Origin of the sequence: Actinoplanes missouriensis 431 (genome assembly GCF_000284295.1) — a bacterium.
Classification (GTDB): Bacteria; Actinomycetota; Actinomycetes; order Mycobacteriales; family Micromonosporaceae; genus Actinoplanes; species Actinoplanes missouriensis.
Map to the genome: position 1 here is coordinate 689,108 of NC_017093.1, position 14,868 is coordinate 703,975.

13 protein-coding genes are annotated in these 14,868 nt (G+C 71.6%); 8 read left to right on the top strand and 5 right to left on the bottom strand.

What is annotated here, in order from left to right; translation table 11 throughout:
* The first annotated feature begins 142 nt into the window (after positions 1–142).
* Genes AMIS_RS03310 through AMIS_RS03325 form a run of 4 tightly spaced genes read left to right on the top strand, consistent with a single transcriptional unit; the run spans position 143 to position 4,471 of the window.
* Positions 143–3,058: a sensor histidine kinase gene (locus AMIS_RS03310; RefSeq protein WP_231859223.1), complete on the top strand. Its 2,916-nt coding sequence runs from the start codon at positions 143–145 to the stop codon at positions 3,056–3,058.
* Complete coding sequence (locus tag AMIS_RS03315) at positions 3,055–3,462, top strand: roadblock/LC7 domain-containing protein (protein ID WP_014440769.1); 408 nt, start codon at positions 3,055–3,057, stop codon at positions 3,460–3,462. Before AMIS_RS03310 ends, AMIS_RS03315 begins: the two co-directional genes overlap by 4 nt.
* A gap of 45 nt (positions 3,463–3,507) precedes the next feature.
* Complete coding sequence (locus tag AMIS_RS03320; RefSeq protein WP_014440770.1) at positions 3,508–3,870, top strand: DUF742 domain-containing protein; 363 nt, start codon at positions 3,508–3,510, stop codon at positions 3,868–3,870.
* On the top strand, positions 3,851–4,471 hold the full coding sequence (locus tag AMIS_RS03325) for a GTP-binding protein (RefSeq protein ID WP_014440771.1): 621 nt from the start codon (positions 3,851–3,853) through the stop codon (positions 4,469–4,471). Before AMIS_RS03320 ends, AMIS_RS03325 begins: the two co-directional genes overlap by 20 nt.
* 133 nt (positions 4,472–4,604) lie before the next feature.
* Here AMIS_RS03325 and AMIS_RS03330 read toward each other — a convergent pair whose 3' ends face one another.
* Entirely contained in the window at positions 4,605–5,750 is a 1,146-nt protein-coding gene (locus AMIS_RS03330) for a uroporphyrinogen-III synthase (RefSeq protein WP_014440772.1), read from the bottom strand.
* Positions 5,751–6,442: 692 nt separating this feature from the next.
* On the opposite strand from AMIS_RS03330, the gene rplM reads away from it, so the two are divergent.
* The 3 genes from rplM to glmM all read left to right on the top strand — a co-directional run bounded on the left by rplM (position 6,443) and on the right by glmM (position 8,934).
* Positions 6,443–6,886 carry a 50S ribosomal protein L13 gene (gene rplM / locus AMIS_RS03335; RefSeq protein ID WP_014440773.1) on the top strand — a complete coding sequence of 148 codons (444 nt, stop codon included), beginning with the start codon at positions 6,443–6,445 and terminating at the stop codon, positions 6,884–6,886.
* 20 nt (positions 6,887–6,906) lie between these two features.
* Positions 6,907–7,416: a 30S ribosomal protein S9 gene (gene rpsI, locus AMIS_RS03340; RefSeq protein ID WP_014440774.1), complete on the top strand. Its 510-nt coding sequence runs from the start codon at positions 6,907–6,909 to the stop codon at positions 7,414–7,416.
* A 165-nt stretch (positions 7,417–7,581) separates the two neighbouring features.
* Positions 7,582–8,934 (top strand): phosphoglucosamine mutase, encoded by a 1,353-nt coding sequence (glmM, locus tag AMIS_RS03345; protein WP_014440775.1) that lies wholly within the window; start codon positions 7,582–7,584, stop codon positions 8,932–8,934.
* Positions 8,935–8,955: 21 nt separating this feature from the next.
* Here glmM and AMIS_RS03350 read toward each other — a convergent pair whose 3' ends face one another.
* Positions 8,956–10,122 (bottom strand): pyridoxal phosphate-dependent aminotransferase, encoded by a 1,167-nt coding sequence (locus AMIS_RS03350; protein ID WP_014440776.1) that lies wholly within the window; start codon positions 10,120–10,122, stop codon positions 8,956–8,958.
* Complete coding sequence (locus AMIS_RS03355; RefSeq protein WP_014440777.1) at positions 10,119–10,871, bottom strand: MmpS family transport accessory protein; 753 nt, start codon at positions 10,869–10,871, stop codon at positions 10,119–10,121. The genes AMIS_RS03350 and AMIS_RS03355 overlap by 4 nt, the downstream gene beginning before the upstream one ends.
* Before the next feature lie 197 nt (positions 10,872–11,068).
* On the opposite strand from AMIS_RS03355, the gene glmS reads away from it, so the two are divergent.
* Entirely contained in the window at positions 11,069–12,913 is a 1,845-nt protein-coding gene (gene glmS, locus AMIS_RS03360; protein WP_231859224.1) for a glutamine--fructose-6-phosphate transaminase (isomerizing), read from the top strand.
* Here glmS and AMIS_RS03365 read toward each other — a convergent pair.
* Both AMIS_RS03365 and AMIS_RS03370 read right to left on the bottom strand, forming a co-directional pair.
* On the bottom strand, positions 12,900–14,402 hold the full coding sequence (locus tag AMIS_RS03365; protein WP_014440779.1) for an alpha/beta hydrolase: 1,503 nt from the start codon (positions 14,400–14,402) through the stop codon (positions 12,900–12,902). The genes glmS and AMIS_RS03365 overlap by 14 nt on opposite strands.
* Positions 14,399–14,728 carry a type VII secretion target gene (locus tag AMIS_RS03370; RefSeq protein ID WP_014440780.1) on the bottom strand — a complete coding sequence of 110 codons (330 nt, stop codon included), beginning with the start codon at positions 14,726–14,728 and terminating at the stop codon, positions 14,399–14,401. The genes AMIS_RS03365 and AMIS_RS03370 overlap by 4 nt, the downstream gene beginning before the upstream one ends.
* Positions 14,729–14,868 lie beyond the last annotated feature (140 nt).

A 14,868-nucleotide genomic window follows, 5' to 3' on the forward strand; every position in this document is an offset into this window, starting at 1 on the left:
CGGACGGGGCCGGACCGCGGCCCCCGGCGCGCCGGCCGATCTGTCGGAGCCGAGCGGGGACGACCACGAAGGAGATGTCGTGAGCACGGGATCCTCGGCCCAGGCTGCACGACGTGGCCTTCCGCGGCTTCGCGACGCGCGCATGCGCGCCAAACTCGCCGCCCTGCTCTTCCTGCCGCTGGCCGCGGTGCTGATCCTCGCGACCGTCCGGCTCGGCGAGGTCGGCGAGCGGGCCACTGACGCCGGCCGGGTGGCCGACCTGACCAGCCTCGGCAGTGAACTCTCCCGGCTGACCGGTCTGCTGCACGACGAGCGGATGGCGGCGCTCGCGTACCTCGCGGTGCCGGACGCCGCGGACACCGGGTACCGGGAAGCGGTCAAGGCGGTGGACGCACAGGCACAGGTCGTCGGTACCCGCCGTGCCGCGGTTGACGGGATCCCGGCCATGGTCGACCAGCGGCTCACCCAGGCCGACACCGCGTTGCGCGCCCTGCCGGAACTGCGCCGGACCGTCGCCGACCGGTCCGCGACGGTGCCGGAGACCGCCGGGCGGTACGGGGACGCGATCGCCGGGATGGGCGGCTTCACCGCGACGGTGAGCCGGATCGCCGAACCGGGACCCGTCGCGGACGGCCTGCGGACACTCGCCGCCTTCAGCCGGATCGAGACGGCCGCTGCCACGCAGGCGACGGTGACGTTCGTAGCCCGTACCAGCGGGGGGTTGAACGCCGATCGGCAGCAAGCTATCGTCGCGGCGCAAGCCACCCGCCGGGAGGCCCTGGCCGACCTCCGGTCGGTCGCGACCCCGCAGCAGATCGCCCTGGTCGAGACCGTGGCCGAGGACGAGGCCGTGACCCGCGCCGACACGCTCTCCACCCCGTCGGGCGGGCTCGCCGGAACCGCGCCGAACGATGTCGTCGAGGCCTTCGGCACGGTGACCCGGCTGCTGGGCGCGGCCGAGTCGCAGATCGACGAGCAGGTGGTCGCGACCGCGCGCGACAGCAGCAGCGACACCTCCCGGCGGGCCACCGTCGAGTTCGTCCTGGTGCTGCTCGTGCTGCTGGCCGCGGTCATCGTCGCGATCTACCTGGGCCGCTCGATGCACCTCGCGGTGCGGCGCCTGCGGGAGGGCGCGCTCGCGGTGGCGAACCGGGATCTTCCCGAGGCCGTGACTCGTTTGCAGGACGTGGAGAACCTGGGCGAGGGCGGCGTCGACCGGATCGTCGCGCAGACCCGGGACCCGATCCCGGTCACCGAGAACGACGAGTTCGGCCAGGTGGCCGAGGCCTTCAACATGGTGCACCGGGAGGCGATCCGGGTCGCGGCCGAGCAGGCCGCGCTGCGGACCAGTGTCTCGACCATGTTCCTCAGCCTGGCCCGGCGCAGTCAGAACCTGGTCGACCGGATGATCGGCGAGCTCGACCAGATCGAGCGGATGGAGGAGGACCCGAAGCGGCTCGCCCGCCTCTTCGAGCTGGACCACCTCGCCACCCGGATGCGCCGCAACGACGAGAACCTGCTGGTGCTGGCCGGCGCCGAGGTCGGCTCGCCACGCCGCGAGGACGCGCTGCTGATCGACGCGATCCGGGCCGCGCAGTCCGAGGTCGAGCTCTACCACCGGATCGAGTTCGGTTCGATCGACACCGACGTGCTGGTCTCGGCCGCGTCCGTCAACGACGTGGTACGCCTGATCGCCGAGCTGCTCGACAACGCGACCCGGTTCTCCCCGCCGTCGACCGTGGTGATGGCGCACGGCGGCCGGGTGGGTGACCACGCCGTGGTCCAGGTCGAGGACCGTGGACTCGGCATCTCCGCCGACCAGATGGAGCTGATCAACCGCCGGTTGACCGAGCCGTCCGAAGTGGACGTCAGCGCGTTCCGGCTGATGGGCTTCGCGGTGATCGGACGGCTCGCGGCCCGGCACGGGATCGGCGTCGAGCTGCTGCCGGGCAGCGAGGGCGGCACGATCGCCGAGATCACGTTGCCGGCTGATGTGGTGGTTCTGCCGGGTACGCAGGCCGCGCCTCAGCGGGCGGCCAGCTGGACCCGGCCGGGACCGCCGCCGGTCCCGTCGGGCACGGGCTTCCCGGCGGCGCGGCCGGAAGCGCGGCCACCGGTCCGGAGTGTGGCGATGCCGGCCGAGCCGGTGTTCCGCAAGCCGGTGTCGCTGAGTGGACCGGCGTCCGATTTGGATCTCGCACCCACGCCGGATCGGCCGCCTCTGCCGACCCGGGCGCCGGGGTCGCCCGCGCCGGTTGCGGAAAGTTTCGCGGGGGCCTTCGTGCCGGCTGTGGAGACGCCTCCGGGCGCTTTCGCGGCGGCCCCGGAAACGCGGCCGGGCTCGGAAGCTCTGCTGGACGACAAGATTCAGCTGGAGATGCAGCACAACTGGTTCGATCGGAGTGCGGACGTGCACGGGCAGGTGGGGATGCCGACGGCGGGTTACGCGCCTCCGCCGGCGCCGGTTTCGGCCCCGGCCGCGTCGCCGGTCGCCGCATCTCCCGTCTCGGCTCCTCCGGCCTCCGCTCCTCCGGTCTCCGCCCCTTCGGCCGCGATGCCGAGGGTGGCCATGCCGCCGGTCTCCGCGCCGCCGGTATCAGCGTCGTCGGTTTCCGCGTCGTCGGTTTCCGCGCCGCCCGTGTCAGCACCGCCCGTGTCCGCGCCTATGTCAGCGCCGCCGGTTTCGGCGTTCCCGGTTTCCGGGTCGCCCGTCTCGGCTCCGGCGGGTGCTCCGGCGGCGGCTACAGTTCCGAGGCCTCGGCAGGCCGCTGAGGACCGGTGGCGGACCACGGCCGACGACGGCTGGCAGCGGGCGATGGCCGCGGCCGTGCCACAGGACGCCGGAACCACCCGGTCCGGGCTGCCCAAACGGATACCGCAGGCGCAGCTGGTGCCCGGCGGTGTGGAGAACACAGCGCGGACCCAACACCGTCGCAACCCGGAGGAGGTCCGGGGACTGCTGTCCTCGTACCACCGCGGGGTGCAACGAGGGCGGACGGACGGCGTTGCCGAATCCGCCGTCACAGCGACACATGCTCCTAAGGAGAAAGAACAGTGACCAGGCCCCCCACCATGCACGACATGGGCTGGCTGCTCAGCAACTTCGCCGACAGCATCGCCGGTATCGCGCACGTGATCGCGGTCTCGGCGGACGGGCTGCTGCTGGCCTCCTCGCGTGACCTGCCAGCGGACCGGGCGGACCAGCTCGCGGCGATCACCTCCGGCGTGGTCAGCCTCACCGACGGTGCGTCCCGGATGTTCAATGCCGGACAGGTGCAACAGACCATCATCGAAATGGACAGCGGTTATCTTTTCCTGATGTCCATCAGCGACGGTTCGTCGATGGCTGTTCTGGCGGCGCGAAGCTGCGATGTCGGCCAGGTCGGCTACGAGATGGCTCTGCTGGTGGAACGGGTCGGCGCGGCACTGTCGCCGGCGCCACGCGAGGCCGTCAGTTACTAGACGCCGGGGGCCGCTGGCCTCCGGTGGGGACGAGGTGACCGCGACATGGCAGAGCCGCACGATCCCCGGGGCAACCTGGTGCGGCCGTACGCGGTCACCCGCGGCCGGACCGAGCCGATCCGGGACATCCCGATCGAGGCGGTCCTGGTCGCGAGCGGGGCGGCCGTACAGGAAGCGCGGTTCGCCGGACATGACAAGTACCGCATCGCCGTGCTGTGCGAGCCGAAGGCGCAGTCGCTCGCGGAGCTCGCGGCGCTGACCCGGTTACCACTGGGGGTGACCCGGGTGCTCGTCGCCGACATGGTCGCCGATGGGCTTTTGACGCTGCACAGTGCCGCTCCGCGAACCGGTTTCGCGGAGCGGATGGATCTTCTGGGAAGGGTGTTGGGTGGACTACGCAAGCTCTGAGGGGGCCGGAGCGCGTCCCACGGAGATCACCTCCGCGAAGATCGTCGTCGCTGGTGGCTTCGGTGTGGGCAAGACGACGCTCGTCGGTGCCGTCTCCGAGATCGACCCGCTGACCACCGAGGCCGTGATGACCTCGGCGGGTGAGGGGATCGACGATGCCTCGAAGGTGCCCGGCAAGGAGTCGACCACGGTGGCGATGGACTTCGGCCGGATCACCATGGCCGAGGACCTGATCCTCTACCTGTTCGGGACACCGGGGCAGACCCGGTTCTGGTTCATGTGGGACGAGTTGATCCGCGGCGCGGTCGGGGCGGCCGTGCTCGTCGACACCCGGCGGCTCACCGACGCGTTCGCGCCGCTGGACTACTTCGAGAACCGGCACCTGCCGTACCTCGTCGCGGTGAACTGCTTCGACGGCGCTCCCCGGTACGAGCCGGAGGAGGTGCGCGAGGCGCTCGCCATTCCGCCCCGGGTGCCGCTGCTGATGTGCGACGCGCGCCATCGGGAGTCGGCGAAAGCGGTGCTGATCGGGGTGGTCGAGCACGCGATGGCCACGCTCGTCGCCGAGCATGAGGGAAATCAACCCGCGCCGGTCGGCTGAGCCGCCCACCTCAGCCATGCTCCGGTAGCGAAAGTCGCCGGACGGCCCGGGCCCCGCGCCCGGGCCGCGCGGCTTCTCGGGGACTCCTCGGGTGCGGTTGGGGAGGGCTTCGGGCGTACCCGATGGGTGATTTTCAGGCGGGAAGCCGGTAGCCGCGCTTGACGACGGTCTGGACCACACCGGGTACGGCAAGACCGGCGCGCAGGCGGGCGACGGCCATCTCGACGGCGTGTTCGTCGGCGCCGCGCGGAAGTGATTGCAGGAGCGCGGCGCGGGAGAGGACCCGTCCGGGTGAACCGGCGAGCTCGCGGAGGACCGCCATCGGGGCCGGCGCCAGGGGGCGGAGTTCGCCGTCGACGATCGCCGCGTGGCCGCGCAGCGTCAGGGAATGGCCGGCCACCTCCAGGGTGACGGCGCGTTTCGGCAGCTCGTCGACGATCGTGCGGACGAGGGCGCTGAGCCGGGCGCGACCCGGAGTGACGACCGGGATGCCCTGACGGCGCAGCGGCGCTGCGGTGACAGGTCCGACACAGGCTGCCAGGACGTCGCCGCGCAGCGAGTCGAAGAGGGCGTCGGCACCGGTGCCGGCGGCGCGCAGCACGGCCTGGACCGCGGCGGCCGACGTGAACGTCACGGTGTCCACCAGCTTGCCGATGATCAGATCGACCAGCCGGTGCAGCGGCGCCTGATCGACGGGCGGCGCCCAGCGGTAGACCGGCGCCTCGATCACCCGGGCGCCGGCCCGCTGCAATGCCTCGGTGTACTCCGGCTGACTGTCGCCGTGCAGCTGCAGGGCCACCGTGAGACCGGTCAGGCCGCGGGCGGTCAGGTGGTCGACGACCTCCTCGTAACCCTCGCCGTCGGGTGTCCACTGCTCGTGCAGACCGGCGGTGCGGACCGCGGCGCGTGCCTTCGGCCCACGGGCCACCAGGTACGCCCGGGACAGCACCGACCGCAGCGGCTCGGCAAGACCCCACCCCTCCGCGGCCTCCAGCCAGCCACGCATGCCGATACCCGTGTTGACCAGCACGATGTCGGGTGGCGTGTCGAGGCAGGCCCGGGTCGCGGCGCGCAGTTCGGCGTCGTCGGCGATCGGGACGATGCGCAGGGCCGGCGCCAGCACCACGCGGGCGCCGCGGGCTTCGAGGAGGGTGGCGAGCTCGTCCTTGCGGCCGTCGGCGGTCACGCCGATCGTGTAACCGGAGAGGGCCGCCGCCGGCTCCGCGAGGGCGGCAGCGGTCAGCGCGGCCCGGCGGGCGCCGGGGGGCCGGTCGGTCATCGGCAAGCCGGCTTGCTCGTGCCGCCTGGCTTGCTCGTGCCGCCTGGCTTGCTCGTGCCGCCTGGCTTGCTCGTGTCGAGAAGTCGCGGCGTGGCCGAACGGTCCACCGAAGGGCACGCTCGAAGCCCGCCGTCCTCGGCGTCGACCCGCTCCCATGTCACGCCTGCGGTCCTCGCCGTACCTCCGTCCGGGGCACGCCGCGACTCCTCCTCGCCGCACCGGCGAACCGGCCCGGCGGACATCGTCAGGTCCGTCCTCAACCCTGACGATGGTTCCTCCATGGTGCGCCCGTGAAGGCGGCATCGGCGAATCCCGGGCCGCATCTTCTCCAGAACCGCACCGTTGGGCATGACGGAAGCGTGCCGGGGTCTGATTTCGGAAGAGCGTCCCATTTGTTTCAAGCCTGCTAAGTCAGGCAGGGTGGGCTGCAGCACCCGATTAGGGGGCCTCGGCAGGGCGGGGTATGCTTGCCTCGTTTGGGGTTCCGCCGGGGCTGAGTGTCTGCAACCAGGATGCTCGCCGGTTCTTTGGTGCCCTAATCACCGCCTGTTTTGACCACTCGTCGCGTAGCCGGGTATTGTTGCCTGCTGTTGTGCGACTGTTGCGAGTGGTCCCTATGCGGGGTCGCTTGACGCATCGGCTTGATGCGACCAGCGCGCGCCCCCAGACCGACGACGAGACAAGGTAATTCTGTGCGTACGTACAGCCCGAAGCCGGGTGAGATCGAGCGTCAGTGGCACATTATCGACGCTTCTGACGTCGTTCTGGGTCGCCTGGCCACCCACACCGCGAACCTCCTCCGCGGCAAGCACAAGCCCACGTTCGCCCCGCACGTCGACACCGGCGACTTCGTGGTGATCATCAACGCGGGCAAGGTCGCGCTGACCGGCAACAAGCGGCAGACCAAGGTCGCCTACCGCCACTCGGGTTACCCGGGTGGTCTGAAGCAGGTCGGTTACGAGGAGCTGCTCACCAAGCGCCCCGAGAAGGCGATCGAGCTGGCCGTCAAGGGCATGCTCCCGCACAACAAGCTTGCGCGGCAGATCATCAAGAAGCTGAAGGTCTACCCGGGCGCTGAGCACCCGCACGCCGCTCAGCAGCCGCAGCCGTTCGAAATCAAGCAGATCGCGCAGTGAGCGCGGGAGAAGGCAGCAGCATGACCGATATCACCGAGCCGGAGACCGTCGAGACGGTCGAGACGGTCGAGGAGCCCGCTGAGGAGACGGTCGTCGTCGTCGAGACGCCCGCGCCGGCCCCGGTCCGCGCTCCGCGCCCCGGTGACCGTCCGGTCCAGACGGTCGGCCGCCGCAAGGAGGCCATCGTCCGGGTGCGCCTCGTGCCCGGCAGCGGCAAGATCACCTGCAACAACCGCGACCTCGAGAACTACTTCCCGAGCAAGGTGAACCAGCAGCTCATCCGTGAGCCGCTCGTGACCACCGAGCGCGGCGAGCAGTTCGACGTCATCGCGAACCTGCGTGGCGGCGGCATCACCGGCCAGGCCGGCGCGCTGCGTCTCGCGATCGCCCGCGCCCTCATCGCGCTCGAGCCGGACGACCGGCCGGCGCTGAAGAAGGCCGGCTTCCTGACCCGTGACGCTCGGGTCAAGGAAAGCAAGAAGTACGGTCTCAAGAAGGCCCGTAAGGCTCCGCAGTACTCGAAGCGCTGATTTTTGCGCCGCTTCTGACCGACGGCCGAGCGCACCCCGGATGGCTAGGGGCGTGCTCGGCCGTCGCTGTATTCGACACCCTCCCAACCAGCCGTTCCGGTACTCGGAGAACAAGCGTCCCTGGGGCAGTCTTGGGTCACGTGTCACCGGCGAAAGGAAGCCACCATGGGGCGACTCTTCGGCACCGACGGCGTTCGCGGTCTTGCGAACGGCGATCTGCTCACCCCCGAACTCGCCCTCTCGGTCGCGGTCGCTGCCGCCCGGGTGCTGGTCGAGACCGACAGCAGCCACCAGCCGCTCGCGATCGTCGGGCGTGACCCGCGGGCCAGCGGCGAGATGCTGGAGGCCGCGGTCGTCGCCGGCCTGACCAGCGCCGGCGCCAACGTGGTCCGGGTCGGCGTGCTGCCCACGCCGGCGGTGGCGTACCTGGTCGGGCAGACGAACGCCGACCTCGGTGTGATGCTGTCCGCCTCGCACAACCCCATGCCGGACAACGGGATCAAGCTGTTCGCCGCCGGTGGCGCCAAGCTGCCGGACGATCTGGAGGCGAAGATCGAGCAGGCCGTCGCGGACGGGCACGGCCTGGTCGGCCGGCCGACCGGCGCCGCCATCGGCCGGGTGCACGACCTTCTCGACGGCGCCGAGCACTACATCAAGCACCTGATCGAGGCGACCCCGCACCCGCTGGCCGGGCTCAAGGTCGTGGTGGACTGCGCGAACGGCGCGGCGAGCGACGTGGCCCCGGTGGCCTACCGCGAGGCCGGCGCCGAGGTCATCGCGATCCACGCCGAGCCGGACGGGCTCAACATCAACGAAGAGTGCGGCTCCACCCACCTGGACAAGGTGCGCGAGGCCGTGCTCGCCGAAGGCGCCGACCTCGGTCTGGCGCACGACGGCGACGCCGACCGCTGCCTCGCGGTGACCGCCGCCGGCGACGTCGTCGACGGCGACCAGATCATGGCGATCCTGGCGCTTGCCATGCGCGACGCCGGCACGCTCACCGACAACACGCTCGTCGCCACCGTGATGAGCAACCTCGGTCTGCGGATCGCGATGAAGCAGTCCGGCATCCGGCTGCTGGAGACCAAGGTCGGCGATCGGTACGTGCTGGAGGAGCTGCAGAACGGCGACTACGCGCTCGGCGGCGAGCAGAGCGGGCACATCGTGATGCCGGCCTACGCCACCACCGGCGACGGCGTGCTGACCGGCCTGCACCTGATGGCCCAGATCGCGGCGAGCGGCAAGTCCCTCGCCGATCTGGCGGCCGTGGTGCACAAGCTGCCCCAGGTGCTGATCAACGTACGGGTCGGTGACCGCGAGGCCGGCGCCGCGGCTCCCACCGTGCAGGCCGCCGTGGCCCTCGCCGAGAACGAGCTGGGCGAGACCGGCCGGGTGCTGCTGCGCCCGTCGGGCACCGAGCCGCTGGTCCGGGTGATGGTCGAGGCCGCCACCGAGGACAAGGCGCGCAGCGTGGCCGAGCGGATCGCCGACGAGGTACGGGCCGCCAGCCCGGCGTGACGTTTCACCGAAGGGGCTCTTCTAGAAGGGCCCCTTCAGTCTTTTCACGGCCTCGTCGATCACCTCGGTTCGTTTGCAGAAAGCGAACCTGATCAGGTGCCGGCCGGCCTCCCGGTGGTCGTAGAAGACCTGGGTGGGCACGGCCACGACACCGCATCGCTCCGGCAGACCGCGGCAGAACTCGATGCCGTCCGTCCCGCCGAGCGGCCGGATGTCGGCGGTCACGAAATAGGTGCCCTCGGACGGCAGGACGGCCAGGCCGGCGTCGGCGAGTCCGTCGACCAGACGGTCGCGGCGCTCCCGCAGGCCCTCGGTGAAGCCGGTGAAGTAGGAGTCCGGCAGGCCCAGCGCGACGGCGACAGCCGGTTGCAGCGGCCCGGCGTTCACGAACGTCAGGAATTGCTTGACCCGTAGCACCGCGGAGACCAGGGCGGCCGGCCCGGTGGCCCAGCCGACCTTCCAGCCGGTGCAGGAGAAGGTCTTGCCGGCCGACGAGATGCGTAGTGTGCGCTCGCGCATCCCCGGCAGGCCCGCCAGCGGGATGTGCACGCCGTCGAAGACCAGGTGCTCGTAGACCTCGTCGGTGACGGCGTAGACGTCGTGCTCACGGCACAGATCGGCGATCAGGTCCAGCTCGGCGCGGGTGAAGACCTTTCCGGTCGGGTTGTGCGGGGTGTTGAGCAGCACGAGACGGGTCCGCGCGCCGAAGGCGGCCCGCAGCTGGGACTCGTCGAACTCGTACCGCCCGGAGGGGCCGGGCCGCAGCGTGACCGGCCGCCGGACCGCGCCGGCCAGGGTGATCGAGGCGGCGTAACTGTCGTAGTAGGGCTCGAAGCAGACCACCTCGTCGCCGGGCTCGCAGAGTGCCAGGATCGCGGCGGCGATCGCCTCGGTCGCGCCGGCCGTCACCGTCACCTCGGTGTCCGGGTCCCGGGTCAGGCCCCAGAACCGCTGCTCGTGTGCGGTGATCGCGTGCCGGAGGGCGGGGATGCCGGCCAGCGGAGGGTACTGGTTGAAGCCTCCCGCCAGGGCCTCGGCGGCGGCCGCCAGCATCTCCGCCGGACCGTCGGTGTCCGGGAAGCCCTGACCGAGATTGACCGCGCCGGTGCGTGCCGCGAGGGCGGACATCTCGGTGAAGATGGTCGTGCCGAACGGCCGCATCCGCTCGATCAGCGGATCGGCGCTCACTCGAACACCAGCTGGGTGCAGGTGGTCGTCGCGAACGCGCCCGATCCGGTCTGCTCGGCGACCTCCTTGCCGTCGACGGTGGCGCGGCAGGTGACGCTGCCCTCGCCGCCGGTGCGCTGCGCGGAGACCGACACCAGCGCGACACCCGTCATCGTGGTGGTCACCTTCCAGGGCAGCTCGACGCGGTTGAGCACCTTGGCGGCGCCCAGCTGCTCGGTGTAGAGGATCTCGACGGGTCCGTCGCCGGTGACCTCGTAGGTCACGGTGATCTCCCGGTTGGGGTCGATGCCGGGCACGTCGGGCAGTTCAGTGGGGAACGTCGGCAGGGCCGGCAGCGTCGGCTTGGTGATCGGCTCGATCGCTTCCTGCGCCTTGTCCGTGATGCTGCGCACGATCAGGACGCCGGAGGTGACGACGCCGCCGCAGAGCAGCAGCGAGATGGCGACGATCAGGGCGATCAGCGGGGTCTTGCTCTTCCGGGGCGGCGCGCTGTACCCGCCCGACGGCGGTGGCGGAGGCGGTGGATAGCCGCTCTGGGTGTAGTCCGGCGCGTAACCCGGCTCCGGCGAATAACCCGGCGGCGCGTAGTTGACCGGCTCATAGGCGACCGGCGGGAACTGGGAAGTCGGGTCGGGGCCGGGGGCGGCGAACGTCGCGTCCGGTGGGAGGGGTGGCGTGGCCTGGCCCGGAGTGAACTGCGGGGGCCGGGGCGGCTGGCGCGGCTCGCTCGGATCGCGCGGATCGCTCATGAGTTCCCTCCCGGTGAGGCGCTGCCGTAGCCGACGGTACGCCAGCAGTGCACTTGCTCACCCATAGACCCAGCTTGTAGAGTTCCGATCACGCCCCGTGCTCGAAAGTGGCTGTCCCGAGCATGACGTTTGAGCGAAAGTCGGCTACGCTGCCCGGCATGTGTGGGATCGTGGGTTACGTAGGCAATCGTCCGGCGTTGAGCATCGTTCTCGATGGGCTCCGCCGCCTGGAGTACCGGGGATACGACTCCGCCGGGGTCGCCATCATCGACGGCGATGTCGTCCAGACCGAGAAGCGGGCGGGCAAGCTCGCCAACCTGGAGAAGGCGCTCGGCGAGCGCACCGGCGACGGCATCGCCTCCGGTGTCACGGGCATCGGGCACACCCGCTGGGCCACGCACGGCGGCCCGACCGACCGCAACGCCCACCCCCACCTCTCCGCGGACGGCCGTGTCGCGGTCATCCACAACGGCATCATCGAGAACTTCGCCCGGCTGCGCGCCGAGCTCGAGGCGGACGGCATCGAGTTCCGCAGCGACACCGACACCGAGTGCGCGGCCCACCTGCTCGCCGCCGAGGTGCGCGCGCTGCGCGCGGCCGGTGGCTTCGAGGGCCCGGCGCTGCTGGCCGAGGGCATGCGCCGCACGGTCCGCCGGCTCGAGGGCGCGTTCACGCTGCTCGCCGTCGACGTCGACGTGCCGGACGCGGTGGTCGCCGCCCGGCGCAACTCGCCGCTCGTGGTCGGCCGCGGTGACGGGGAGAACTTCCTGGCCAGCGACGTCTCCGCGTTCATCGAGCACACCCGCGAGGCGATCGAGCTGGGCCAGGACCAGGTCGTGCTGATCACCCCGGCCGGCATCGAGATCACCGACTTCGACGGCGCCCCGGCGACCGGCCAGGAATACCACGTCGACTGGGACCTGTCGGCCGCCGAGAAGGGTGGCTACGAGTACTTCATGCTCAAGGAGATCGCCGAGCAGCCGCAGGCCATCGCGGACACGCTGCTGGGCCGGCTGAGCGAGCGCGGCGAGATCATCCTGGACGAGGTGCGGCTCACCGACCAGGACCTGCGTGACGTCGACAAGGTCTTCATCGTCGCGTGCGGCACGTCGTACCACGCCGGCATGGTCGCGAAGTACGCCATCGAGCACTGGGTCCGCATCCCCTGCGAGGTGGAGCTGGCCAGCGAGTTCCGCTACCGCGACCCGATCCTCGACCGGTCCACCCTGGTCATCGTGATCAGCCAGTCCGGCGAGACGATGGACACGCTGATGGCGCTGCGGCACGCCAAGGAGCAGAAGGCCCGGGTGCTGGCCATCTGCAACACCAACGGCTCGACGATCCCGCGTGAGTCGGACGCCGTGCTCTACACCCACGGCGGCCCCGAGATCGCCGTCGCCTCGACGAAGGCGTTCCTCACCCAGCTGGTCGCCTGTTACCTGATCGGCCTGCACCTCGCCCAGATCCGCGGCGTCATGTACGCCGACGAGGTCGCCGCCGTGGTCGAGCGCCTGAGCCAGGCCCCGGACAACCTCCGCGAGCTGCTCGACGGCATGGAGGACGTGCGCGCGCTGGCCCGGGACCTCAAGACCGCCTCGACGATCCTCTTCATCGGCCGGCACGTCGGTTTCCCGGTCGCCCTGGAGGGCGCGCTGAAGCTGAAGGAGCTGGCGTACATGCACGCCGAGGGCTTCGCGGCCGGCGAGCTGAAGCACGGCCCGATCTCGCTGATCGACGAGGGCACCCCGGTGGTCTGCGTGGTGCCGTCGCCCGCCGGTCGCGGCGTGATGCGTGACAAGGTCGTCTCCAACATCCAGGAGGTGCGTGCCCGTGGCGCCCGCACCATCGTGATCGCGGAGAAGGGCGACGAGGGCGTCCGCGCGTTCGCCGACCACCTGATCGAGGTCCCGCACACCCCGACGCTGCTGGCCCCACTGATGACCACGGTTCCGCTGCAGATCCTCGCCTGCGAGATCGCCGCGGCGCGCGGGCACGACGTGGACCAGCCGCGCAACCTGGCGAAGTCCGTCACGGTCGAGTGACGGGCTCCTGAGCAGCGGTGATCCGGGCCAGCGCGTCAAGTGCGGGCCGGCCCGGATCCCAATAACCCAGGTGCCCGGCGTCGGCCTGGCTGGGGAAGACCCGGGCGCCGAACGCCGGATCGCTCGGGTTGCGCCCGAACCACAGGTCGTCCTCCGGCAGTCCGAAAGCGATCGCCGGACCGATCAGCGGCACCCGGCCCGCGAGCACGATGTCGCGGACCAGGCTGTCCGGTGACACCGCCGCGTACTGGATCACGTCGCTGCGCGATGTCGTCGACCAGGCCGGGACGCTGAGCTGGGCCGCCGAGTCGACGCCGACGCCGGGCGAGCCGACGAAGACGACCCGGTCCGCCGCGAACGATCCGGCCGCGGCGGCGCCGACGACCAGCGAGCCGTAACTGTGCCCCAGCACCGTCTGATCCGCCGGCGGACCGTCATGGGTCACCCGCAGCGACTCCTGGAACCGCCGCAACCCCTCGGCGCCTTCCCGGGCCTGCCGGTCCGACCAGGCCTCGTGCACGAAATCCGGGGCGTCGTAGTCCAGCCACAGCACCGCGCTCACCGCCTCGCCCGGCGCGATCTCGTGCGCCCGGACCGCGACGCGTTCCGCCCTGGTCAGCTCGCCGCCGAACGACTCCAGGTCACTGGTCATGCCGGGGACGTGGGTGAGGACATGCCGGGCCCGGTCCGGGTCACCCAGGGCGATCACCGCACGGCCGTCCCCCGAGACGTCCAATCCCATCAGGTACGGCCGGAGCACCGTCCCGTCCTCGACCCGTGCCCGCGCCTCGTCCACCCCGGCGGCCCGCTGGTCGTCGAGGAGCAGCCGGTTCGCCACGTCACGGTCGGCGGCCGGGATGCCGGCGGTGGACCCGAGGGCGGCCGGCTCGGTCGCGAGCAGCCAGTTCCGCCGATCCGGGGAGAGGTGGTCCCACCAGCGCCGCACCTCGGCGGGTGGGGTCGTGCAGTCGGGGCGCGGCATCGGCGCGCTGTCTCCCGAGGGCCCGGCTGTGTTTCCGGGGGAGCCGGCGGTGACAAGCGATCGCAGCCTCGTCGTGGCCTCGGTGTCGGCCGTGGCGGCGAGGCTCAGGGCCGCGGACAGTTCCGCCACGACGCCGGGTCGCTCGGGGGAGGAGCCGTGGACCGTACCCCTGTCGTCGATCACCAAGCCGCAGCGTTCCGCCCGGCCGCGCGCACGCAGAAGCAGGTCGCGGGCTCGGGCGAGCGCCGACGCGAACTCGCTCAGCACCTGGTCGGCGCGCCAGCAGAGCACCCGGAACAGGGCGATCCGGCGACGGAAAGCGACGAGCGCGTCGGCCACGGCGGAGGCGGTCGCGCCGGACCAGGCCGCCCGCAGGCGTGCCGCGACCGGCCCGAACTCGGCGCCGAGCGCACCCGCCAGGGCCGCCCAGCGACGCCAGGCCAGCGCGGCCGTCCGCCAGCGATCCGGATCGGTCATCCGCAGCCGGGCGTAGGTGGCCGGGCTCATCGGGTGAGCCGGAATCTGGTCGCGGCGCGATCATCGGCCTCCTGATAGGCCGCGGCGGCGGCGGTGATCCGCCGGGCCGTCTCCGCGATGTCCGAGCCGAGGAGCTCCAGCTGGTGCCGGAGAGCGTCGGCGGCCAGAGCGGCGGGGGTGGCCGCTGCCCAGCGTGGCGCAGACCCGGGCACGAGGCCGGACGGGCTGGACGGGCCGGTCAGGCCGGTGATCCGGGCGGCGAGGTCGTCGGTGGCCGCGGCCAGTCGGCGCAGGTCCCCGGTCTCGGCGTGGAAATCCTCGAAGTGCGGATCCTCGACGGGGAATTCGGAGCTCATCGGCGGCCTCCAGGCGCAGCGGCGGAACGGGATGCCCCGAACGCTAGGAGCCGCCGGTGTGCGCCGGCCGGTCCTGTGGACGACCGGCCCGGCGCCCGGCCGGCGGTTTGTCCACAGGGGTTGTGCGGGAGAAGAGAGCG